This window comes from Cecembia calidifontis (assembly GCF_004216715.1).
In the GTDB taxonomy this organism is placed as follows: Bacteria; Bacteroidota; Bacteroidia; order Cytophagales; family Cyclobacteriaceae; genus Cecembia_A; species Cecembia_A calidifontis.
In genome coordinates this window covers 3,656,979-3,679,061 of record NZ_SGXG01000001.1, presented here as the reverse complement: position 1 = coordinate 3,679,061, position 22,083 = coordinate 3,656,979, and the positions used below count along the sequence as shown (strand labels likewise).

The window sequence follows — 22,083 nt, the reverse complement described above, 5'->3', positions numbered from 1 at the left end:
AGAGCATATCTTATTAGATTTTGGAAAATTATCCGTTATGAGTTTGTCAAGAAGAGAATGGTTAAAAAGTGCGTCCCTGTTCAGTGGATTAGCTGTGCTGACAGGTGCGGCATCCATAGGGAAATTGTCAGCAGAGGAGGTCAGGAAATTTAATCCTAGACCTTTCAATACGCCAGTCAGGTTAGGTTCCAATGAGAACCCGTATGGGCCTTCGGCCATAGTCAGAAAAGCCATGCTGGACAACTTTGACCTGGGTTGCCGCTATCCCTGGGCTTACAATGGTCCATTGAGGGAAATGGTCGCAAAAAGGGAAGGAGTCAGTCCCGACCATATAGTCTTAGTTGCAGGATCCACTGAAGGTTTAAAAATCACAGGAATAACATTTGCCGGAAAAGGAGAGGAAATCATTTCGGGCTTACCTACATTTTTATCCATGATGGAATATGCCAAAATCTGGGGCGCTGACATCAATTGGGTCCCATTGGACAAAAATATGGACTATGATCTGGAGGAAATTGAAAAGCGGGTTTCCCCAAAGACAAAATTGGTATTTTTATGTAATCCCAACAACCCCACCGGAAAGTTACTTCCCGCACAAAAAGTAATGGATTTTTGCGACAAGGTCAGTGAAAAAACCATGGTCTTCAGTGATGAGGCCTATTATGATTACATAGAAGATCCCAATTATCCCTCTATGGTAGAATTGGTTAAAAAAGGCAAAAATGTGATCGTTTCCCGTACACTTTCCAAGGTATATGGTTTGGCAGGGATACGCTTGGGGTATCTGGTGGCCAAACCTGAGATTGCAGCCAAACTGAATGACAGGGTAGTGGCCAATACCAATGTGATGGCGATTGAAGCGGGTAAAGCAGCACTCAAAGATGATGAATTTTATCGTTTCAGTTTACAGAAAAATCTTGAAGCTAGGAAAATGATCGAATCCACCTTGGATCAATTGGGGCTTGAATACCTTCCTTCCCAGGCCAATTTCGTGTTCTTTCATGCCAAACAGGATGTCAGAAAATTGGCGGAAAAAATGTCGGCAAAAGGCATAATTATTGGCAGGCCCTTTCCTCCTTTTGATGATTGGTGCAGAATCAGTACCGGGACAATAGAAGAGGTAGCATTTTTCAATAAAGCATTAATGGAGACCTTTGCCTGATGGATTTAGATTTTAATCTTGTATTGGAAGATGATCTAGTTCTATTGAGACCCGTTGAAGAGAGCGATATTCCAAAAATACTGGAATTGACAGCTTCTCCAGAATTATGGAAATATTTCACCTATGATCTGAGTAATCCGGAAGATTTTCATGATTGGATCCAGCCTGCAATCAACAAGCAAAGGCTTCAGTTGCTGCTCATTGATAAGCAGGAAAATGAAATCATAGGGTCATCTGCTTTTGGAAATTATTCTAACCGGGACTTAAGAATAGAAATAGGCTGGACCTGGATAGACCAAAGGTTTCATGGATTGGGCTATAATCAGAGAATGAAAAAGCTCATGCTTTCTTATTGTTTTGAAATTCTTGACCTGGAAAGGGTTGAATTTAAAACCGATGTGTTAAACATTCCCGCTCGGAAAGCCCTGAAAAATATCAATGCCATAGAAGAAGGTGTCCTTAGAAGCCATTCTTTGATGACGAAAGGCCGGAGAAGAGATACTATTTTTTATAGCATACTGAAAAATGAGTGGCCCTTTGTAAAGAGAGAAAATGATTGGTAAAAAGTAAGGGTGTCAGTTATTTTTTTACCAACACCCTTTTCTTGATACTTGATTAAACTTTAGGCAGGGTCCATCCATTATGGTAATTTGCTTTCATCAGGGCATTGGCATCAGCATCGGTGAATTGGCCCTTTTGAGCATCCCAATAGATCTTTTTACCTGTTTTGAAGGCAATGTTGCCCATTTGGGCGTTGATCGCTGCTATGCTGCCTGTTTCAATTCCACAGGTCAATTTTGAAGCATCATTCTGCATAATGGCATTCACAAATCCCAGAGCATGTAAATCCAAAGCATTGCCATTAGGCCTGGTATGGGGAACTTCTTCGATTTTGTTTACTCTTTGACCATCGAGGGTTTCGGTTTCAGGGATGACTTTCCAGCCGCCTCTATTGACTACCAAAGTGCCGTTGTTCCCAATAAAAGCTATCCCCTCTGTGGTGCCATAATTACCACCATCTATGCCTGTGGCATGCTCCCATAGCATATTGAAGCCATCATATTCATAAACAGTCTGTAGAGTATCGGGCGTTTCAGATGCATCGTCAGGGTAAGCAAATTTCCCCCCTGAGGCCATCACTGATTTTGGAGCTGTTACCCCCATCGCATATAGGGCAATATCAATTTCATGCACCCCCCAGTCCGTCATCAGTCCTCCTGCATAATCCCAGAACCAACGGAAATTAAAATGAAAACGGTTTTCATTGAATGGTCGCTTTGGTGCTGGTCCCAGCCACATGTCGTAATCTACCCCAGAAGGTACAGGGCCATCAGGTAATTTCGGAACTGGTTTCATCCAGCCCTGGTATGCCCAGGTCTTAACCAATCGGATCTGACCGAGTTTTCCTGATTTTACATAATCAATGGCTTCTGCATATTGGGACCCGCTTCTTTGCCACTGCCCCACCTGTACCATTTTGCCATACCTTTGTTTGGCCTTGACCATCAGGTTACATTCTTCAATGGTGTTGGCTATGGGTTTTTCCACATATACATGTTTTCCTGCAGAAAGACTGTCTACCATGTTGAGACAATGCCAGTGATCAGGAGTACCTACAATTACCACATCAATGTTTTTATCTTCCAGTAGCTTCCTGTAGTCCTTGTAGACTTTTGGTTTTTTCCCCCTGAGTTTTTCCACATCATTTGACCTTTGGTCAAGTACACTCTGGTCTATATCTGCTAAGGCGACACAATTTACATTAGGAATTTTAAGGTGGGCATTCATATTGGACCATCCCATACCTTTGCATCCAATTACGGCGAAATTGAGTTGGTCAGAAGGTGCAATTTTTTTGGCAAGTTTACGAAGGCTATCAGCTTCTACCATGCCGGGAATACTTAGACCGGCACCGGCAATTAGGCTGGTTTGTAGGAATTTTCTTCTTGATGTCATTTGGATTTAGGTTTAATGGTTTTTTTAGCAACTGATGCCTTAAATATCGGAATTTCATGAAATATTTATCTGCCTTTTTAGAATTTTACTTATACCAATTCCAAATTTGATATCCTAATACAAATTCTAGAACATTTAATCAATCATATAGTTATTTTTGTGTAAAGCTCTTGGCGCAAAAGAAAAAGCCAAAAATTAATAGTATTGAATACAAAAATGAATATGGATATGAAAAGTAAAGAAATCGTAACGTTAAAAAGATCACTGTTACACGATACAGAACAACTCCTGAACCAACAGATCGAAATGGAAGGCAAATCTTCTGCCTATTATCTCTCCATGGCATCATGGTGCCAAATGATGGGTTATGAGAATGCCGCAAAATACCTTTACACGCATTCGGATGAAGAGCGTATGCATATGATGAAGATTTTTCACTATATCAATGAAGCGGGGGGACATGCTATCCAGCCGGAAATTACAGGGATAAGACACCATTTTAACTCCTTGAGAGAAGTTTTTGAACTGATCCTTGAGCATGAAATCAAAGTGACAAAATCTATCAATGCCATCGTGGACCATGCATTTTCGGTCAAGGATTTTGCGACCTTTAGTTTTATGCAATGGTATGTAACCGAACAAAGGGAAGAAGAAACGCTGGCCAGAAGAGCCTTGGAGCTATTTGATATTATTGGGGAGGCCGGTATTGGTCTATGGACTATTGATCAGGAATTGGGCAAACTGCATGCCAGTACCGGAGATGCTTCCGGTGAATAATAAGTTATCACCTCAAAAAAGCGGTTTAAAAGCCGCTTTTTTTGTGACCTTAATTTTTTTTATAGTTTTAAGAAAAAAATAAACCATGGTCAATAAAATTTTAAAGGTCGAATATGTAGGGAAATTGTTGTTGAGGATTGGCATTGCTATTTACATGTGGTCCGTGGTGCTCTTATCATTTCAATTGGACAAAGACAAATTATGGCTGGCCGCTGTTATGGCAATTTTGGTGATCATTCCTGGTCTTTCTCTATTGCATTACCGTAATGCCAGGACCGGACTGGTAGGAGGAATAGGTACTTTTTTGTTTTTTTTGGGGTCTGCGGTAATTTTGATTGTGACAGACCTTGCTGCTAATCTGCCATGGTCTATGATTTATCTTCATATTGTTAAAGATCTTTTATTAATGATTGGGTCAGTCATCCTGATAGGGGAGTCCCTCAAAGAAATGGTCAGGGAGAAAATCACTGCTCCATTTCCCAAAAAATATTAGCGTAAAGTAATGCATCAAAATAAAATTTAATGCCAAATAAATCGCTTTATCTTATCCCATTATTCTTTATTTCTTTTTGCATGGCCGCCTGTCGAAAAGAAACAAAAGAATTTGCCCCAGGAAAATCAGAACTACTTGAACTGAAAAAAAAAAATGGAATGGTGCTAATACCAGGAGGTTCTTTTTTCATGGGAACCAATGAATTGGAGGCTTATGCGGTCGAAAGACCAGCTGTAAAAAGGGAAGTAGCCAGTTTCTGGATGGATGAAACAGAAGTGACCAATGCGCAATTTGCCGCATTTGTGGAGGCTACGGGTTATGTAACAGTTGCCGAGAGACCTGTTGACTGGGAAGAACTCAAAAAGCAATTGCCTCCCGGTACCCCCAAACCCTCTGATGAAGAGTTGCAGCCAGGTTCTTTGGTGTTTCTGCCCCCATCCCATTCCGTCCCTCTTCATGATATCAGTCAATGGTGGAAATGGGTCTCTGGTGCCAGCTGGAAACATCCGGAAGGCCCGGGAAGCACTATTCAGGGAAAGGAAGATCATCCTGTAGTACATATTGCCTACGAAGATGCAGCAGCTTATGCCAAATGGGCCGGGAAAAGATTGCCTACTGAAACTGAATGGGAATATGCAGCCAAAGCTGGTAGGGTTCACCAACGCTATGCCTGAGGGGATGAATTCAAACCGTCAGGAATGTTTATGGCTAATACTTTTCAGGGGAAATTTCCCAACCAAAATATCGCAGAAGATGGCTTTTCAGGAACCGCTCCCGTGAAGAGTTTTCCTCCAAACGGTTTTGGGCTTTATGATATGATAGGCAATGTTTGGGAACTTACCTCGGATTGGTATGATGCTATCAAATTCAATCGAATTGCAGGAAATGCACCTGCTTTGGATTCCAGTATCAATCTTTGTTATAACCCATCCAACCCATATGCCATGGAAAAAGTGATAAAAGGAGGGTCCTACTTGTGCGCAGATGATTACTGTATCAACTACAGGCCCTCTGCGAGACATAGTCAGGCATATGACAGCGGAACCTCTAATATTGGATTCCGCTGTGTGAAAGATTTTGACTAGGGTTCAATCATTTTGGTAAACTTTCCAATACCATTTTGACAAAGTCTGCCTTTTTCTCGTTTTTGATCCAACGGGTCACGATGACAAGATCGTTTTCTTCATCCACATAAACCATATTGGTTCCTGCTCCCAAATGAAAAAATGCAGTTTCGGGGGCAGCAGGAATTTCTTTTCTGTCGGTGTTGAGGAAGTAGTTCATGTATCCATAATTGGTCTGCACATCTGTAGGTGTCTTTGATTTTTTGATCCACTCCTCAGAAATCAACTGTTTTCCATTCCAATTGCCCCTGCGAAGTGTCAGGTAGCCAAACCGAGCTTGGTCATAGGCACTGATAAACAGTCCCCCTCCCCAATGTGAGCCTCCACTTACAGATTGTACAATTTGGCCATCGAGGACGATATAGGAATTTTCATATCCTGTCCATCGCCAAGTTGGACTTGCTCCGATTTCATCCATGATATAGGTTTTCAAAACCTGGGGCAGCGGTTTTCTCCAAACATTCAATATAGCCAAAGCCAAAACATTGACACGGGTGTCATTATACTTGTAAACTGTTCCGGGTTCATGCCTTTCTCTGGTAAGCCAGTTAGAAGAATTTCCTTGCGGTCTATCTGCCCAGTCAGGTTTTCCCCATAAACTCCCCTCCCAATCCGAAGTCTGTTGAAGGAGGTGCTCCCAGGTTATTTTTTTGTTGTGCGGGGTCGCAAAAAGTTCAAAAACATCTTCTTCCTGAAGATGGTCTGATTTGTTCATAGTCAATTTATGAGGTTCATAAGGGATAATGGGGGCCATGTAAGGATAAACCAGATCTTTTTCGCTTTTGATCAGTCCCCTATCATAGGCCAGGCCGACAGTGGTAGACAAAATACTTTTGGCCACACTGAAAGTAAGGTCAACCCTATTCGGATCTCCCCATTTGCCAATGACATATCCTTTATAAATGATCAGGCCTGTAGATGGTCCACGATCTTTCATGGGCCCTACGGGAAACCCAAAAGGTTCTCTTCCAAATGCACTTTGGTAATGGGCTATCTTGAGGTTTTTGTCTGTATCGCTTTCCTCCAGTATGGCAAAATTGATAGCTTGTTGTAATTTCTGGGAATTTACCTTAAGGTCTTGGGGGCTTTTCTCCATCCATTCACCTGGAGAAGGGTAGTAATGGTTTTGGGCTTTCGATCCTTTATAGGTCAAAAACACGAGGGAAAAAAGACAAATGGCAATGATTCTTTTCATATTGGCGTATTTTAGCTGCAAGGTAATTTTTTGTTCAGGGCTTGAGAATAGATTTTACAGGATTAACTTCAATTAAAATTTAATTGGTCAGGAATAAAAATTAATTTCACCTACAAACAATTTTGGTTGGAAATGGTCTAATTGTTATACCTAAGAATTATGAAGAACGATCAGAAGATTTACATTATCGGAGCAGGCATCTCAGGCCTGATCGCAGCTTATGAACTCGAAAGGGCTGGTTTTAGTCCGGTTATATTGGAAGCATCAGATAAGGTGGGCGGAAGAGTAAGGACAGACGAGTACAAGGGATTTTTGTTGGACAGGGGATTCCAGGTTTTATTGACTGCTTATCCTGAAGCCCAGCGATATCTGGACTATCAGGCTTTGAATTTAAAGCAATTTGATCCAGGTGCCGTCATTCTTAAGCCGGGAAATTCATTTATCATCGATGACCCTTTAAGACAGCCCTCTAAATTTATCAACATGGCTTTTTCACCTGTTGGTACTTTGATGGACAAAATCAAAATTTATCAGCTTACCCAAAAACTCAAGCAAAAAACAGAGGAAGAGATTTTTTCCGAGCCTTCCACAACTACCATTCAGTTTTTACGCGATTTTGGGTTTTCGGAGAAAATAATCAACAATTTTTTCAAGCCGTTTTTTAGGGGAATCTTCCTGGAAAATGAATTGAGCACCTCTTCAAGGATGTTCAAATTTGTTTTTAAAATGTTTTCTCTGGGTTATGCAGCTGTCCCTGAGAATGGCATGCAGGCCATACCTGATCAGCTCAAAAGCAAATTGACCAAAAGTCAAATCAGGTTCAACACACCGGTTAAGAAAGTTGAAGGGAGAAAAATCTATTTGGAAACAGGGGAGGAGCTTGATTCAGATGCCATTATTATCGCTACACGGCCGGATAAATTGATGGAACAGCTTCAAGGTCAGTTTAAGCCTTCCCGCAAAGTGGTGAACCTATACTACTCCTTGAACCATTCTTTTATTGCTCAGCCGAAAATTGCCTTGGTGACCGATGACCAGTTTTTAATCAATAACCTGGTATTCATGACTGATGTAAGCAAGGCCTATTCCAAGAATAACAAGGCCCTCTTATCCGTTTCCATAATAAAACCAGTAGAGATAGATGAAAAACTTGCCAAATTGGTGGCTATCGAGCTTTCAGCATTGACTAAAATCAATGCGGAATATTTTGAACACCTGCAGAGCTATGAAATTGAGGAAGCCCTTCCTCAAGTTGAAGATATGGGATACAGTTTACCTTCAGGAAACACCAAAATTCAGGATGGGGTCTATCTGGCAGGAGATTATCTTTTGAATGGATCGATCAATGCCGCAATGACGGCCGGTCGCAAAGCAGCAGAGGCAGTCATTCTGAGTTTTCAACCCACTCATTGATTGAAAAAAACCGTTGCCATAGCAGGGGCCGGGGGCTATATCGGAAGATGGTTTATCCACCATTTCAGGGATAAGTACAAGATCATTGCACTCAGCAGGAGAGAGGCCGTAGAAAACTCAGATCCGGATGTGGAATGGAGAAAAGTGGAGCTTTTTTCCATCACCTCTACCATTGAAGCACTTAAGGGGGTGGATTATGCAGTATACTTGATCCACTCCATGAGTGCTTCAACCCGTCTTAACCAAGGTTCATTCGAAGATACAGACCTATTGTTGGCTGACAACTTTGCACGGGCAGCATCGGCCAATAGGATCAAACAGATTGTGTATTTGGGTGGAATTCTCCCTAAAGAAGTGGGAATTCAAAAGATGTCCAAACATTTAAAAAGTAGGTTAGAGGTTGAAGAAGCACTTGCTTCACAAGGCATACCTGTAACCAGTCTCAGAGCAGGAATCATTGTTGGTCCAGGAGGTTCTTCTTTTGAGATGATTCATCATTTGATTGACCGGCTTCCGGTTTTAATTTGTCCAAAATGGACCCTTTCCCAAACCCAGGCTATTTCTCTTAGAGATACTTTGACGATTATGGATGCCTCGATAGGAAATGAATCGCTCTATCACCGGGCTGTAGAGATAGGAGCTCCAGAAGTATTGACCTATAAAAGTATGCTCGAAATTACGGCCAAGGTTATGGATAAAAAGAGATGGATATTTTCTGTACCTGTTTTTTCAGTCGGTCTTTCAAAGCTTTGGGTAAGTTATTTTGGCAATACTCCTGCTAAATTGGTTTCTCCCTTGGTGGAAAGCTTGAAACATACCTTAACGGTCTCGGATAATCTACGGTTTAGATCAAAAGAAATTGATTACCTTAATTTTGAAGGAAGTGTTCAAGAAGCTTTGGACCCTGAAAAAAAACTGACCGATCTGCCGAGATTTAAGCGTGAAAAAGGAATCAGGAATACGGTAAGAAGTATTCAGCGCTTCCCCAATACCAGGCATCGCAGCGCACTTTGGGTAGCCAATAGATACAAAGTATGGTTACCTACATTTTTCAGCTTTTTGATCAATGCCAAAGAGACTTCCAGGGGAGATATAGGTTTTTACTTATTGGGTATAAAAAAGCCAATGTTACAACTCACCTGGATACCCGACCGTAGTGATATAAAAAGACAGCTGTTTTATATTACGGGTGGATGGCTTGTCAAGCGCTTTGACTATGGCTGGCTGGAATTCAGGGAGGTTTTGGACGGTAAATATATGATTTCTGCCATCCATGAATTTGTCCCAAGATTGCCTTGGCTTTTGTATGTCAATACCCAGGCTAAACTGCATCTCTGGGTAATGAACAGATTCAAGAAATACCTTGAAAAATATAAATCAGAGGTCTAAGAACTCTCAGCAATTGGTTGTAAATTTACTTCAAACAATAGTTAAAAAATTACCAGATCAAACAACAAAATAAGATGAAGACCCTGACTTTTAAAAATGGAGATAAAATGCCCATCATTGGTTTAGGAACCTGGAAGTCCAAGCCAGGTGAAGTTTACCAGGCTGTTTTATGGGCTATTGAAGCAGGCTACAGGCATATAGATTGTGCTGCCATCTATGATAATGAAAAAGAGGTCGGTAATGCTTTAGAAAAGGCCATCAAAGAAAATCTTGTAAAAAGGGAGGAGCTTTTTATCACTTCCAAACTTTGGAACAGTTGTCACAGGCTGGAAGACGTCCAACCTGCATTAAAGAAAACCCTGAAAGATTTGAAATTGGATTACTTGGATCTTTACCTGATCCATTGGCCGGTAAGTTTCAAGCCTGGAGTAGGGTTCGCCCAGACCAGGGAGGAGTTTTATACTTACAGTGATATCCCGCTCTCTCAAACTTGGGAAGGTATGGAACATTGTCTCGATGCAGGACTTACACGACATATTGGTGTTTCCAATTTCAATATTTCCAAATTGACTGAAATAATGAATTCTGCTTCTTTGGCCCCCGAAATGAACCAAGTAGAACTGCATCCTTTTCTTCCACAAAATAAGCTTGTAAATTTCTGTAAGGATAATGGGATTTTGCTTACCGCATACTCACCTTTAGGCTCTGGAGATAGATCTGCTTCCATCAAAAAACCCGATGAGCCCAGCCTTTTGGAGAATCAGGTTGTCAAGGGCATAGCAGATAAGAAAGGGCTTACACCCGCCCAGGTTTTAATCGCCTATTCCATAGCCAGGGATATCGCGGTAATTCCTAAATCGGTGAACAGGGAGAGGATTGCCCAAAATCTGGCAGCAGCGAATGTTGAACTTACAGGGGATGAGATGCAAGCTCTTGCCAATATTGGTATCTCTTATAGATACGTGGATGGTTCTTTCTTTACAGGCGCCATCAGTCCTTATCGCTTAAGCGATTTATGGGAAAAAGAATAAGTCATGTTAGAGCAAATTCAAAAGTATAACCTATTTAAAATTTTGAAGGACAGCATCATGGATTTCACCAGTGGGGAATCCATGAATTTGGCTGCAGCTACGGCTTTTTATACTATCTTCAGCTTACCCGCCCTATTGCTTATTTTGCTCAATATCGGGGCTACTTTTTTAAGCCAATCCGAAATGAAGGATGAGATAATGCTTCAGGTAGAAGTCATGGCAGGCGAAGAAAGCAGGGCTACCCTGGAAGAAGTGCTGGGAAATTATGTGGCAAGTCCACAATTTGGGATTGCTTACATCATTGCATTTTTGATTTTGGCATTCAGTGCCACCACCGTTTTTATGAGCCTTCAAAATGCCATCAACCATATCTGGCACATTAAAGCAAAACCAAAAAAGGGTATTTTAAAATACATCATCAACAGGCTTTTGGGTTTTCTTATGGTAGCTTCCATAGGAATGGTGATGATTGCGTCTTTGATTTTGGAAGCCGCTCTGGTCATCATCAGTGAATACCTTACCGACTTCATAGGGGATATCAATATCCAACTTTTTACCATAATAAACTTCGTTGTTAGCCAATTGGTATTGGTTGTGATTTTTGCCCTTATGTTCAAGATTTTACCAGATGCGAAGGTGAGGTGGAAAGACACCTGGCTCGGGGCCATTATAACGATGGTCCTCTTTGGGATTGGGAAGTATTTGATAGGTATCTATATAGCCAACAGTGACCTGGATTCCACCTATGGTGCTGCGGGTTCCCTCGCTGTTTTATTGGTTTGGATATATTATTCTCTGGTCATCATCCTTTTTGGTGGTCAATTGACCTATTATTTGGCAGAGCATGTAGGAGGTGGCGTAGTTCCTCTCCCGCAGGCTGTTAAAGTTGAGTTAAGAGAATTAAATGCTGATTGATTTCCGTAACTATTGATTATGTAGGTTGAAGTGGTTGTCAATTTCCTTACATTTCAAGCATCCGCTTTACCAAAAGTTCCCATTCTTCATTCAAGCTACAGGAAGGTCTTGCTTCTCCCGCTCTTTTGTACCAGTAATCTGCATTCCACAAATCTCCCTCTTTCCTATGGAGGTAGGCATGTACCCTGGCTGAAAGTCGATCTGAAGGTCCATCAGCCAAATCATGGGCTTTTTGCCAATCACCGATCCCATCATACCATAAGGCTTCCAATTGCCTACTTAGATTTCCTGGTTTTTTTTGCTGCGCAACTGACTGAATAAAGCTTTCAAATTCCATTTTGAATTGGTTTATGTTAAAATGGATATCCTATACCAATGTTGAATACAGTTTGTCCCCTTGCTCCAAGGAAACTCTTAAAGAAATTACCCAAAATGAATCTTTCCCCGATGGGTCTGGCAGGATCTACAGCCTTGACCCCCATGTCCAACCTGAAAACAAGGAAATCGAAATCCATCCTCAATCCTAATCCTGTTCCTACAGCTATCTCCCTCCAAAACCGGTCAAATTCAAAATTGGCACCTGGTCTGGTTAAATCTTCCTGAAAAGTCCAGCTGTTTCCCAAATCAATGAAAAATGCCCCATCAAAATACCCATACAGTTTTGAACGAAGTTCAAACATGCCTTCAAAAAGAATATCCGCTGGCTGCTCAAAACGGTAATCAAATGTTCCGTCTTCCAATGTTTCGGGGGTAAAAGATCCCGGTCCCAAACGTCTGGGTTGCCAGGCCCTGATACCCGTACTACCTCCTGCAAAGAAATACTTTTCGTAAGGTAAGACACCATTACTGATGCCATAAGGCCTTGCCATTCCAAGATTCAGCCTGTAAGCAAATGTTTGGTTCCTTGATAGGGGAATATATCTCCTGAAATCGGACTGGAATTTTAAAAATTGAAAGTAAGCCAAATTTCGGTTATTGATAAAATCCTCATTAAAGAAATTCAGGGTTGTTCCGCCGCTTTCCAGGAAAATTCTCCATAAGGAAGCGCGGTTTTTTTGAAACAGCCCATATTGATTAAAATTGATGATAACCTGCCCTGAAATACTGCTCACATAAGAAGGCAGGAAAGAATTGATCAGGTTATTTCCCTGGTTTTGCAAATCTTCCAACAATTGACGGAAATCCCTGTTGAGGTTGGACCGGATAAAGTTGGCATCCAGCACATTGAAAGTGTATTGTTGCCTGAGGTTTCTGGTATTCCAGTTGTACGCAACGATTCCATTGACACTTTCCCTGATGTATTCTGGTCTGTTTACGTAATTGTAACCAATTAAAGTCCTTGTATTGGGATTATACCGACCAAATTTTTGAAGGGAACTTTGATTAAATGGAAATAAGAACTGAGGAAAAATTACCGACGCAGAAGTGTTCAATTCCCGGCTGCGGAATACACCCCCTTCACCGGTTGCAGATACCACTCCTTCCAAACCCGCACGGAAAAAAAATTCAAATATTTCTGCACCTCTAAACAGGTTTCTGTTTCTTAAAGAATGGCTAAAAAACGGGCCAGGGACCTGTTCTGTAATGCTTGCACCCAATTGATTGGTTACCAGATATTTTTGGTTTGGCTGGGTAAAAATTTTAGGCCTAAGTACGTTGCCTAAGGTATCAAAGGCAATATTCACAAACCTGAACAAATCAAGGTTGGCCAATTGCCTTTGTGTTTCGATGACATCTGTACGCTTATAAAGGTCTCCCTTATTTAAAAAGATCCTGGAGGCTATGATTTTTTCAGAATATTTATCCTCATAAAATTCAAAGTTGATATCCCTGTAGGTACTCTTTTTTCCTTCATCGAAGAATTCGGTGGAAGGAGGGTCAATGGAAAAATACACTGAGTCCAGAAAAAATACCTGGTGTTTATCAGCAAATACCGGTTTTCGGATTACTTGCTCAATATCAACTTTTTTTTCAACTGTGTCTTTATAGACATTATATTCGATATATGACCTTGAAAAGGTATAATATCCATTATCCTTAAGAATATCTTCCACCCTTTGTCTTTCTCTGGTTATGGCAGATTGGTCATACCGACTGGAAAGTTTAATATTGGATTTATTAGCAGAATTTTCAAGAATGAGATAGATATTTTCATCATCGGATCGGGTATAAAAAGTATCCACCAAATAAGGACTGTTTTCTTCAATCAAGTACGTAACATATGCCTTTTTCCTTTTGGTCTTTACCTCAAAATCTGTTTTGGCGTCAAAAAAACCATTGTTTAAGAGGAAATTGGCCATTTGTCTTCGGCTTTCCTCCGTTTTTGCACTGTCCAATATGACCCTTGGATTACCAGTCCTCATAAAAAAATTTCCAAACTCAATTTTTTTATTCAATGAACTGAGGATATTATTCACCTTGTTCAGTCTTTTCTGCTGCTTTTTGGAAAGACCTTCCGAGGTAGTTTCAAGACGGAGAAGCTCAAGCCTTTCTTGTTCATATCTGGCTTTTTTTTCCAAAGGCTTCAGGCTATCATAGGTCCATTCCCCAAATCTGTACAGAGAAACGCCAATGGAGGTATTGAGCAATGGAATTCTGGTATTTGGATCCTGTCTTGCCAGGCTCAAAAGATCATTTTTATTTGTCAGCTTATTCCCGTGAACATCGATATCGTACAGTAAATATTCCCCTTCTTTCAGTCCTTTGGTCAAAGAACAGGAAGAAATTAAAATCATCAGAAAAAGAAAGTTTATATATTTGGACTTGTTCACTACTCCGAAATTATCCGAATGTTAAGCAAAAATACGCTTAAGTTTATTAAATCCTTGCAACAGAAAAAATTCCGTAAAGAGGAACAGTCTTTTTTTGTCGAAGGCTCAAAAAATGTAACGGAATTGCTTCAGTCAGATTTTGAGGTCACCCATCTTTTATTTACCGAAAAGTTTGCAAGTGAATTTCATCATTTTATTCCTGACTCAGGGGTAGCACTTTTTGAAGTCAGTCAAAAAGAGCTTGAAAATGCAGGAACTTTTCAATCCAATGACAGTGCTTTGGCTGTTGCAAAGATAAAAGACAACATACCATTTGACTTAAAGTCAAATGAATGGGCAATTGCTTTGGACGATGTAAGGGATCCTGGCAACCTGGGCACTATCCTTAGAATAGCCGATTGGTATGGAATCAATAAACTCTTGATTTCCAATGAATCGGCAGATATCTATAATCCAAAAGTGCTGCATGCCAGTATGGGGAGTTTTACCAGGGTAGCATTTTTCTACACAGATTTGGAAGCCTATTTCACCAAGTCGAACCCTGTGATCTATGGTGCTTTTTTGGAAGGGGAGAATATTTACGATGTAAATTTTGGCGATGGAGGAATCATTCTGATGGGCAATGAATCCAATGGCATCAGTCACAAAATTGGCAAGCAGGTAAATAGGAAAATCTCCATTCCGAAATATGGACATGCAGAATCATTGAATGTGGCAATTGCTACATCCATTATCTGCGACAACATCAGAAGACAGGAACATATCCAATCTAAACGCTTAAGATAAAATGACAAAACTCAGAGATACCCTTCGAAGAGTTGGGTTGAATACTTTTTTCCTTTTACTGATCGGGATGATTTTTTTGGCTAAGATTTTTCCTGAGTGGGGAACAGCAGATAGTCCGCTTCCTTTAAAAGCCATTACAGGTGCAGGAATTTCTATTATCTTCTTTTTTTATGGGGTCAAGTTGAGCCCTCAAAAATTATGGGAAGGGTTGGCCAATTGGAAATTGCACATAGTGGTTCAGGCAACTACTTTTTTGATTTTCCCCTTAGTGGTATTGCTATTTTATGCCTTTTTTGGAGAGGAGGGGAGTTATCTTTGGTTGGGAACCTTTTATTTGGCAGCATTGCCTTCTACTGTTTCTTCTTCGGTTGTCATGGTCTCCATCGCTGGAGGGAATCTACCCGCAGCTATTTTCAATGCCAGCATTTCCAGTATGGTGGGCATCTTCATCACGCCTATTTGGATGGACATCATGTTGCCAGAGACCTCTGTATCCTTTGATCTTACAGATACTTTTATCAAGTTGAGTTTTCAGGTATTGTTTCCTGTAATCATTGGTCTTTTACTCCATCACCGATTGATCGGTTTTGTCAATAAATACCAAACGGCCTTAAAAAACTTCGATCAGGGGATTATTTTATTAATTGTATTTACTGCTTTTGCTGAATCATTTGCCGAGGATATGTTTGCAGGTCAGAGCACCTGGGCCTTAATTGGTCTAAGTGTACTGATGCTGGTATTTTTTGGATTCATGCTGGTCCTGATGTACTTCATTTCGGTTGGGTTCAGGTTTTCCAGAGAAGATACGATTACAGTTATGTTCTGTGGAAGCAAAAAATCATTGGTTCAGGGGGCTGTCATGGGCAGGGTGATGTTTCCGGATCCGGTCGTTTTTGGTGTGATCTTGCTGCCTTTGATGATATATCATGCATTACAGTTGATGGCAGGCTCAGCCTTGGCCCAACGTTTAGGTGAAAACAAAAAATAGTATATCAGAGCAGAATTAATATTACACCGAAAAATAATAACCTATTCCTTTGATGGTGATGATCTCAACTTGTGGATCAGCCTTCAGATAGTCTCTTAGTTTGGTGATATATACATCCAGATTTCTTGAATTGAAATAGCTGTCATCTCCCCATAAACTCATCAAAATTTCTTTTCTTTCAGTGGTTTGATTGGCATTTTCCAGCAATAGGGATAAAATTCCCGCTTCTTTGTAAGACAGTCTTTTAACCGCTCCTTCTGGGTCTTTTAACTCATATCGGCTTGGATTGAAAACAAATTTCCCGAAAATGATTTCCTGCTTCGCCTGTTGTTTTTGACCATTGGTCAACATCAGGAGATTTTCTATCCTGACGATCAATTCTTCCAAGCTGAATGGCTTTTTGAGATAATCATTGCCACCGGATTGAAAACCCTTCACTACATCATCTACCTGACTTTTGGCGGTTAAGAATAAAATTGGGATCTGAGGGGACAATTTTCTGATAGACAATGCCAAGGTGTAGCCATCCATTTTGGGAAGCATAATGTCCAATACGCAGATGTCAACTTTGGAATCGGGAAATAATTTAAGTGCACTGATTCCGTCTTCTGCCATGAGAACCTCATAATTTCTGCTTTGAAGGCTTTCTTTCACAATTTTTCCCAATGCAGGCTCATCTTCTACATACAATATTCTGGTCATACTTGTTGAAATTGAAGGGTGAAAACAGATCCTTGTCCCACTTTGGACTCAAGGGAAATTTTCCCATCATGTAAGCGGATAATTTCTGCTACCTGGGCGAGGCCCAAACCATATCCTTTAACATCATGTACATCCTGTTGTGGTACCCTGATGAATTTTTCAAAAATTTCCTTTTGGTAAGCTTCCGGTATCCCAATCCCTTTATCTTGAATCTGAAGGATGATTTTTCCCCCAGATTCCCGTAATTTCACTTGAATATTTTTTTCCTCCTTGCTGTATTTGACAGCATTGTCCAACAAATTAAAAATGACGAGTCCAAGTTTTTCCCAATCCCCAATTATAGAAAAATTCTTTCCTTCTTTGATGTACTGAAATTCAAAATTTTGGTGATCCAAAATGGGTTTAAATGACTGGATCTTTTCCTCCAGCAGCACATCCAATTCGATGGGTTTAAAACTTACCTTTTGCTCTTTTTCCAAAAGACTGGAAGTAAGGATATTTTCTGCCATTTGGGTAAGTCTTTTCAGTTCGTTTTTGGCAATTTGAATATATTCTTTCCTTAAAGCTTCTTTTTGTTGGCTTCCAAAGTTTTCCAAAGACTCTAGAACGATGGCTACTGTTGCCACCGGGGTTTTCAATTCATGCGTGATATTGCTGATAATATCATTTTTGAGAAGGTTGAGCCTTTGTTGCTTAAGCATGTTCCTGTACATGGCTAACATCGACCAGCTTATAAACAGTACTACCAACAATGCGAATAAAGATGGCACAATCATTTTTTTATAAAGGAATACTTGGTAATTATATAAGTATCCCTGTATCCTTGTGCCAAATGGAATCCTTATTTCCTTGAGATCAATGACATTTTTTGGCAATTGGGATAAAGGCTCTTCTATATGATATTTTCTTACCTTTGCATTTACCTCATAACCTCTCGCAATTAGTGCCTTTTCGAAAGTAGATTCTATTTCTTCAGGAGACAGCGTTTCTTCATCCAATCTGAAAGTGAATTTTTTACCCTCCCCCAAACTGTCCAGACCAAGCATTAAGGGACGAACAACTGACCTGAGCGAATCAAGGGGTACATTTTCCCCACTGGAAATGACCTGAATTTGTCTGTTGACTCGACCTTTGGTCCCAGCTTCATTTTCGCCCTGTCTGATTTCAATTCTAAAGGATCTTATAGTATCCTGCGTGGTTTTTTTTCCTATTTGCAAAGGTCTGATAAAAGCAGTATCCGGCATACCTGGTATAAAAACAGGAGTCATTTTCCGGAGCACCAATGAATCTAACATGTCAGTGACTGTGTTGGCAAACAATAAGGCGGCCTCCTGTTTTAGACTTGTCTTGTAATCATTGTAAACAGATTTAAGCCAAAAAAACTGCAACACCAGGACCGTCAGGACACTGGCCACCATAAGTATCAAGTAGCGGAGGTTTTTTCGTTGCATAGGACAAATATAAAGGGTTTATTTTCCTTTGCTTTCAGCCATTAACCTTAATTAACCTTGTATTCAGGTTGCTTAACCTGCACTTTATTTTTCTTATCCTACTTTTGGACCAACAAAATTCCAATATCATGAAAAAATACCTTTTAGCCATGTTTGCCTGTGCCTCTTGGGCATTTATATCCCAACAAATCGATCAGGGCATCATTACCTACTCGACAAAAGTCAATGTGCACAAGCGCATGCCTGCCGAACAGGAAGAAATGAAAAAAATGATCCCTGAATTCAATGTCACCGAAAACCTCCTTGTATTTAGTGGAGATGAGAGCCTTTACAAACCTGTTCCGATAGATGAGAACCCATTTGATCAGGGGCCTGGTGCGGGTGGACCTAGGATGATGCGGATGGTGATTCAAAATGAAACTTATGTGGACAGGTCTTCTGAAATCATGACCCAGTTGCGGGAATTTATGGGCAAGAAATACATCATACAAAAAGAAACCTCGAGAATACCCTGGAAATTGGGGCAGGATACCAAAGAGATCCAGGGCATGATTTGCAAAAATGCCTTTTATACAGATGAAAATCAAAGAGAAATCGTCGCTTGGTATACCGAGGAAATCAGATTACCCATAGGTCCGGAAAGTTTTCATGGCCTACCTGGACTTATCTTGGAAGTTAGTATCAACACGGATGACATCATTATTACTGCGGATAAAATTGACTTGAGGGCCTTAAAGAAAAATGAGCTTAAAATTCCAAAGGGAGGACAAGAAATATCCGAAGAAGCATACAGGGCTATGGTCCAGGAACAAATGGAAAAAATGGGAGCCCAGAGTGGTCAGGGGGGATTTAGGATGATGATCAGGAATTAAACTTAGAAACAAGAAGCAAAAAACAAGAAGAGATTTAAAATCAGATTCCGATTTCTGAAACAAGAAAAATAATTCCCATGCAGAAGATATTCTTAGCAATTTCAATCATTTTTTTGACCAGTGTTCAAGTAGCAGCCCAGATAAATAGATGGTCAGTGTCAGGAACCGTCATGGACAAGGAAGGTAAAGCACTTCCTTCTGCTACCATTACCCTTTTGGACCCTAAAGATTCCACTTTGGTGACCTTTGGCGTTAGCAATCCTGTAGGGTATTTTGAGATAAAAAATCTTAGGGAAGATGAATTGTTGCTACAGGTATCTTTTGTAGGTTTTTCAAGTTTTTCAAAAGTTATCCAAAAACCCAAGGAAATAAGTCAATTGGTTTTAGGTGAAATCCGCCTCCAGGAAAAAACAGCGGATTTGGATGAATTTACTGTGGAAGCTATTGCGCCTGTCACGATAAAAAAAGATACCATAGAGTTCAATGCCGGTTCATTTAAAACCATGCCCAATGCCAATGTTGAAGATCTCTTGAAAAGACTTCCTGGTGTGGAAATTGATGCTGATGGGAACATCAAAGCTCAGGGAGAGACAGTAAGAAGGGTCTTGGTAGATGGAAAGGAGTTTTTTGGAAATGATCCTAAACTGGCAACGAAAAACCTTTTGGCAGAAGCCATTGACAAGGTTCAGATACTTGATCGACGGTCAGAACAAGCGCTGTTTACTGGAATTGATGATGGCCAAAGGGAGAAAACCATCAACCTGAAGTTGAAAGACAGTCATAAAAAGGGATTCTTTGGGAATATCACCAGTGGTTATGGTTCAGATGACCGCTATGCGATTCGGGGGAATCTCAACAAATTTTCGGATCAACAGCAGCTTTCCTTCTTGGGAATGTCAAACAATACCAATGAGCAAGGCTTCTCTATTGATGACTATATTAATTTTCAGGGCGGACTACAAAGTATGGCCAACAGTGGGGGAGGAATGGTTCGGATTACAGTTGGAGGTCCAGGAGGTGGACAGTCACCCATACCTTTGAACAATGGTCAAAGATTTAATGGGATTATGAACAGCCATGCCATAGGTACTAACCTTAATAAGGATTTCAATAAGAAAACACAAATGAGAAGCAGCTATTTTTTCAATCAGATTGATCATAGGATCACTCAAAACACCGACCGTCTGAATTTTTTTCCGGAAGGGGATGTCAACTTTAATGAAAATAGTTTTCAGGATAACATGTCTGCCAATCACCGCTTGAATCTTATTTTAGACCATAAGATAGATAGTTTGAATTCACTACGGTCAACCACCAATGGTCAATATACCCTCAGTGATGGATTGGTAAACAGTGTCAGTTCTAACAGAGATCAGGAGGGCAACTTATTGAACAGGGGAGAAAGAAGTAACCTAACACAGGGGGACAATTACCAACTCAATACTGAGTTGTTGATCAGACATCGTTTTTCCAAGCCTGGTAAAACCCTATCTGCCAATTTGGTATTTGGATACAATGCCGGGGATTATGAAGGGAGTTTGTATGCAGAAAATGAATTTTTTGGGACTAATCCCGGATTGGAAATCATAAGGCAGGAAAATTTTCAAAAAAATACCTCTTTCAATTATGGTGGAAATCTTTCCTATACTGAACCATTAGGTGGACGGAAATACCTGGAATTGGTCTATAATTTCAGACAAAATTTAAATGACGTAAACAGGGAAGTCTATGATATAGAAGGGGAAAATAGGGTTTTCAATCAACAGCTAAGCAATAAGTTCAATTCCGTTTATACTTACCATCGCCCAGGGGCAAACTTCTCCTACAATTCCAGGAAGTATAACCTGGTAGCAGGGATTGCCCTTCAAGCTACAAGATTGAATGGCGAATTGCTGCTGTTTGATGAAATTATCCGTAACAGTTTTGAGAATTTGTTGCCCAGTTTGAGAATGAATTATGGCTTCAGCAATACCAAAAACCTGATGTTCAATTATCAGACTTCTGTTACAGAACCCACTATTGAGCAATTGCAGCCTGTGATCAATAATGCAGACCCCTTGAACATTTATGTAGGTAATCCCGAATTGAGGCCTGCTTTTGTCCATAGTTGGCGGGTAAATTACAATAGTTTTGATGTGGGAAAATTCATAAACCTTTTTGCCAGTGCTTTTGTGAATTTTACTGAAAACGCAATAGTAAATGCCCAAAGCATCGATGAAAGACTTGTTCGAACAATTACTCCAATGAATGTAAGAAACAGTTTGATGGCCAATACCAATATCAATTTGGGTTTTCCAATCAAACCATTGAACAGCAGGTTCAATGTAGGTCCCAATATATTGTACAATCAGGGCTACAATATGATCAATGAGCTGGAAGATGTCATCCGGATCAGCAGTCTGGGAGGAAATATACGTTACGATTACAACTGGAAGGAATTTGTTAATTTAGGTCTATCTGCCAACATCAATCGCCAGGAAACAGCCTATGATTTCAGCCCTGAACAAAATCAATTGTTTTTCAATCAAAATTTTAATGCTGAACTGGGCGTTAATTTTTTAAAGCATTACAGCTTTTTGGGTAATTTCAATTACCTCAAATATAAGTCCAGGACCACGGATTTCAATGAATCCATACCCCTTCTGAATCTTGCAATCAGCAGGTTCATTCTCAAGGGCAATAAAGGAGAAATCCGAATATCAGGGCAGAATTTACTTAACCAGAATTTTGGCGTTTCACAAAGGGCAGATGTCAATTTCATTGAACAAACTGTTACAAATAACCTGGGAAGAATTGTTATGCTGAGTTTTACTTACAAACTGAACAGCAATTTGAATCCGATGAATAACTTATCGAGGCCAGGAGGGGGGATGAGGATCATGCGAATGATGAACTGAAAAAATGTAAACTTGCCACATTAAACCCTTAGTGGTTTTTGCCTTTTTCCGACTTGTCTTTTTGGGGCATAAGAAGGGAAAAAATGAAGGCAAAGCCAACAATCAAATGAAGTAGAATCAACAATAATACGATTTGAGTTCCTATTCCCATGGATATAACT

The 22,083-nt window shown here is 40.3% G+C and carries 18 protein-coding genes and 1 pseudogene; 13 read left to right on the top strand and 6 right to left on the bottom strand.

Going from position 1 to position 22,083, the window contains the following annotated elements:
* Nucleotides 1–37: 37 nt before the first annotated feature.
* A complete protein-coding gene (locus BC751_RS15765; RefSeq protein ID WP_130276494.1) occupies nucleotides 38–1,162 on the top strand; it encodes a pyridoxal phosphate-dependent aminotransferase in 1,125 nt (374 codons plus the stop codon).
* Nucleotides 1,162–1,725, top strand: a complete 564-nt coding sequence (locus BC751_RS15760) for a GNAT family N-acetyltransferase (RefSeq protein ID WP_130276493.1) — start codon at nucleotides 1,162–1,164, stop codon at nucleotides 1,723–1,725. The genes BC751_RS15765 and BC751_RS15760 overlap by 1 nt, the downstream gene beginning before the upstream one ends.
* A 52-nt stretch (nucleotides 1,726–1,777) precedes the next feature.
* Here the strand turns inward: BC751_RS15760 and BC751_RS15755 are convergent, their stop codons facing one another.
* A complete protein-coding gene (locus tag BC751_RS15755; protein ID WP_130276492.1) occupies nucleotides 1,778–3,118 on the bottom strand; it encodes a Gfo/Idh/MocA family protein in 1,341 nt (446 codons plus the stop codon).
* 228 nt (nucleotides 3,119–3,346) lie between these two features.
* On the opposite strand from BC751_RS15755, the gene BC751_RS15750 reads away from it, so the two are divergent.
* The 3 genes and pseudogenes from BC751_RS15750 to BC751_RS15740 all read left to right on the top strand — a co-directional run bounded on the left by BC751_RS15750 (nucleotide 3,347) and on the right by BC751_RS15740 (nucleotide 5,473).
* A complete protein-coding gene (locus tag BC751_RS15750; protein ID WP_207226906.1) occupies nucleotides 3,347–3,895 on the top strand; it encodes a ferritin in 549 nt (182 codons plus the stop codon).
* An 85-nt stretch (nucleotides 3,896–3,980) separates the two neighbouring features.
* Nucleotides 3,981–4,388 carry a hypothetical protein gene (locus BC751_RS15745; protein WP_130276491.1) on the top strand — a complete coding sequence of 136 codons (408 nt, stop codon included), beginning with the start codon at nucleotides 3,981–3,983 and terminating at the stop codon, nucleotides 4,386–4,388.
* Between the two features lie 29 nt (nucleotides 4,389–4,417).
* A pseudogene (locus BC751_RS15740) lies at nucleotides 4,418–5,473 on the top strand (formylglycine-generating enzyme family protein).
* A gap of 7 nt (nucleotides 5,474–5,480) precedes the next feature.
* Here the strand turns inward: BC751_RS15740 and BC751_RS15735 are convergent.
* Nucleotides 5,481–6,707 (bottom strand): serine hydrolase domain-containing protein, encoded by a 1,227-nt coding sequence (locus BC751_RS15735; RefSeq protein WP_130276490.1) that lies wholly within the window; start codon nucleotides 6,705–6,707, stop codon nucleotides 5,481–5,483.
* Nucleotides 6,708–6,866: 159 nt separating this feature from the next.
* On the opposite strand from BC751_RS15735, the gene BC751_RS15730 reads away from it, so the two are divergent.
* The 4 genes from BC751_RS15730 (at nucleotide 6,867) to BC751_RS15715 (ending at nucleotide 11,455) form a co-directional block, all read left to right on the top strand.
* Complete coding sequence (locus tag BC751_RS15730) at nucleotides 6,867–8,120, top strand: protoporphyrinogen/coproporphyrinogen oxidase (RefSeq protein ID WP_130276489.1); 1,254 nt, start codon at nucleotides 6,867–6,869, stop codon at nucleotides 8,118–8,120.
* Nucleotides 8,121–9,509, top strand: coding sequence for an NmrA family NAD(P)-binding protein (locus tag BC751_RS15725; protein ID WP_130276488.1), 1,389 nt, complete (start codon nucleotides 8,121–8,123; stop codon nucleotides 9,507–9,509). It abuts the gene before it with no gap.
* Between the two features lie 74 nt (nucleotides 9,510–9,583).
* Nucleotides 9,584–10,540: an aldo/keto reductase gene (locus BC751_RS15720; RefSeq protein ID WP_130276487.1), complete on the top strand. Its 957-nt coding sequence runs from the start codon at nucleotides 9,584–9,586 to the stop codon at nucleotides 10,538–10,540.
* Between the two features lie 3 nt (nucleotides 10,541–10,543).
* Nucleotides 10,544–11,455 (top strand): YihY/virulence factor BrkB family protein, encoded by a 912-nt coding sequence (locus BC751_RS15715; protein ID WP_130276486.1) that lies wholly within the window; start codon nucleotides 10,544–10,546, stop codon nucleotides 11,453–11,455.
* 46 nt (nucleotides 11,456–11,501) lie between these two features.
* Here BC751_RS15715 and BC751_RS15710 read toward each other — a convergent pair whose 3' ends face one another.
* Entirely contained in the window at nucleotides 11,502–11,792 is a 291-nt protein-coding gene (locus tag BC751_RS15710; RefSeq protein ID WP_130276485.1) for a hypothetical protein, read from the bottom strand.
* Nucleotides 11,793–11,808: 16 nt separating this feature from the next.
* Complete coding sequence (tamL, locus tag BC751_RS15705) at nucleotides 11,809–14,190, bottom strand: translocation and assembly module lipoprotein TamL (protein ID WP_130276484.1); 2,382 nt, start codon at nucleotides 14,188–14,190, stop codon at nucleotides 11,809–11,811.
* Between the two features lie 54 nt (nucleotides 14,191–14,244).
* Here tamL and BC751_RS15700 point away from each other — a divergent pair, with 54 nt between their 5' ends.
* On the top strand, nucleotides 14,245–15,012 hold the full coding sequence (locus BC751_RS15700) for a TrmH family RNA methyltransferase (protein WP_130276483.1): 768 nt from the start codon (nucleotides 14,245–14,247) through the stop codon (nucleotides 15,010–15,012).
* A gap of 1 nt (nucleotide 15,013) precedes the next feature.
* Complete coding sequence (locus BC751_RS15695; protein WP_130276482.1) at nucleotides 15,014–16,000, top strand: bile acid:sodium symporter family protein; 987 nt, start codon at nucleotides 15,014–15,016, stop codon at nucleotides 15,998–16,000.
* A gap of 21 nt (nucleotides 16,001–16,021) precedes the next feature.
* On the opposite strand, the gene BC751_RS15690 is transcribed toward BC751_RS15695, so the two are convergent.
* Both BC751_RS15690 and BC751_RS15685 read right to left on the bottom strand, forming a co-directional pair.
* A complete protein-coding gene (locus BC751_RS15690; protein ID WP_130276481.1) occupies nucleotides 16,022–16,702 on the bottom strand; it encodes a response regulator transcription factor in 681 nt (226 codons plus the stop codon).
* Nucleotides 16,699–18,153, bottom strand: coding sequence for a sensor histidine kinase (locus BC751_RS15685; protein ID WP_130276480.1), 1,455 nt, complete (start codon nucleotides 18,151–18,153; stop codon nucleotides 16,699–16,701). The genes BC751_RS15690 and BC751_RS15685 overlap by 4 nt, the downstream gene beginning before the upstream one ends.
* Nucleotides 18,154–18,281: 128 nt before the next feature.
* Between BC751_RS15685 and BC751_RS15680 the strand changes: the two genes are divergently transcribed.
* Together BC751_RS15680 and BC751_RS15675 are read left to right on the top strand one after the other, a co-directional pair.
* On the top strand, nucleotides 18,282–19,025 hold the full coding sequence (locus BC751_RS15680) for a GLPGLI family protein (RefSeq protein WP_207226905.1): 744 nt from the start codon (nucleotides 18,282–18,284) through the stop codon (nucleotides 19,023–19,025).
* A 77-nt stretch (nucleotides 19,026–19,102) separates the two neighbouring features.
* Entirely contained in the window at nucleotides 19,103–21,922 is a 2,820-nt protein-coding gene (locus BC751_RS15675; protein ID WP_207226903.1) for an outer membrane beta-barrel family protein, read from the top strand.
* The last annotated feature ends 161 nt before the right edge of the window (nucleotides 21,923–22,083 follow it).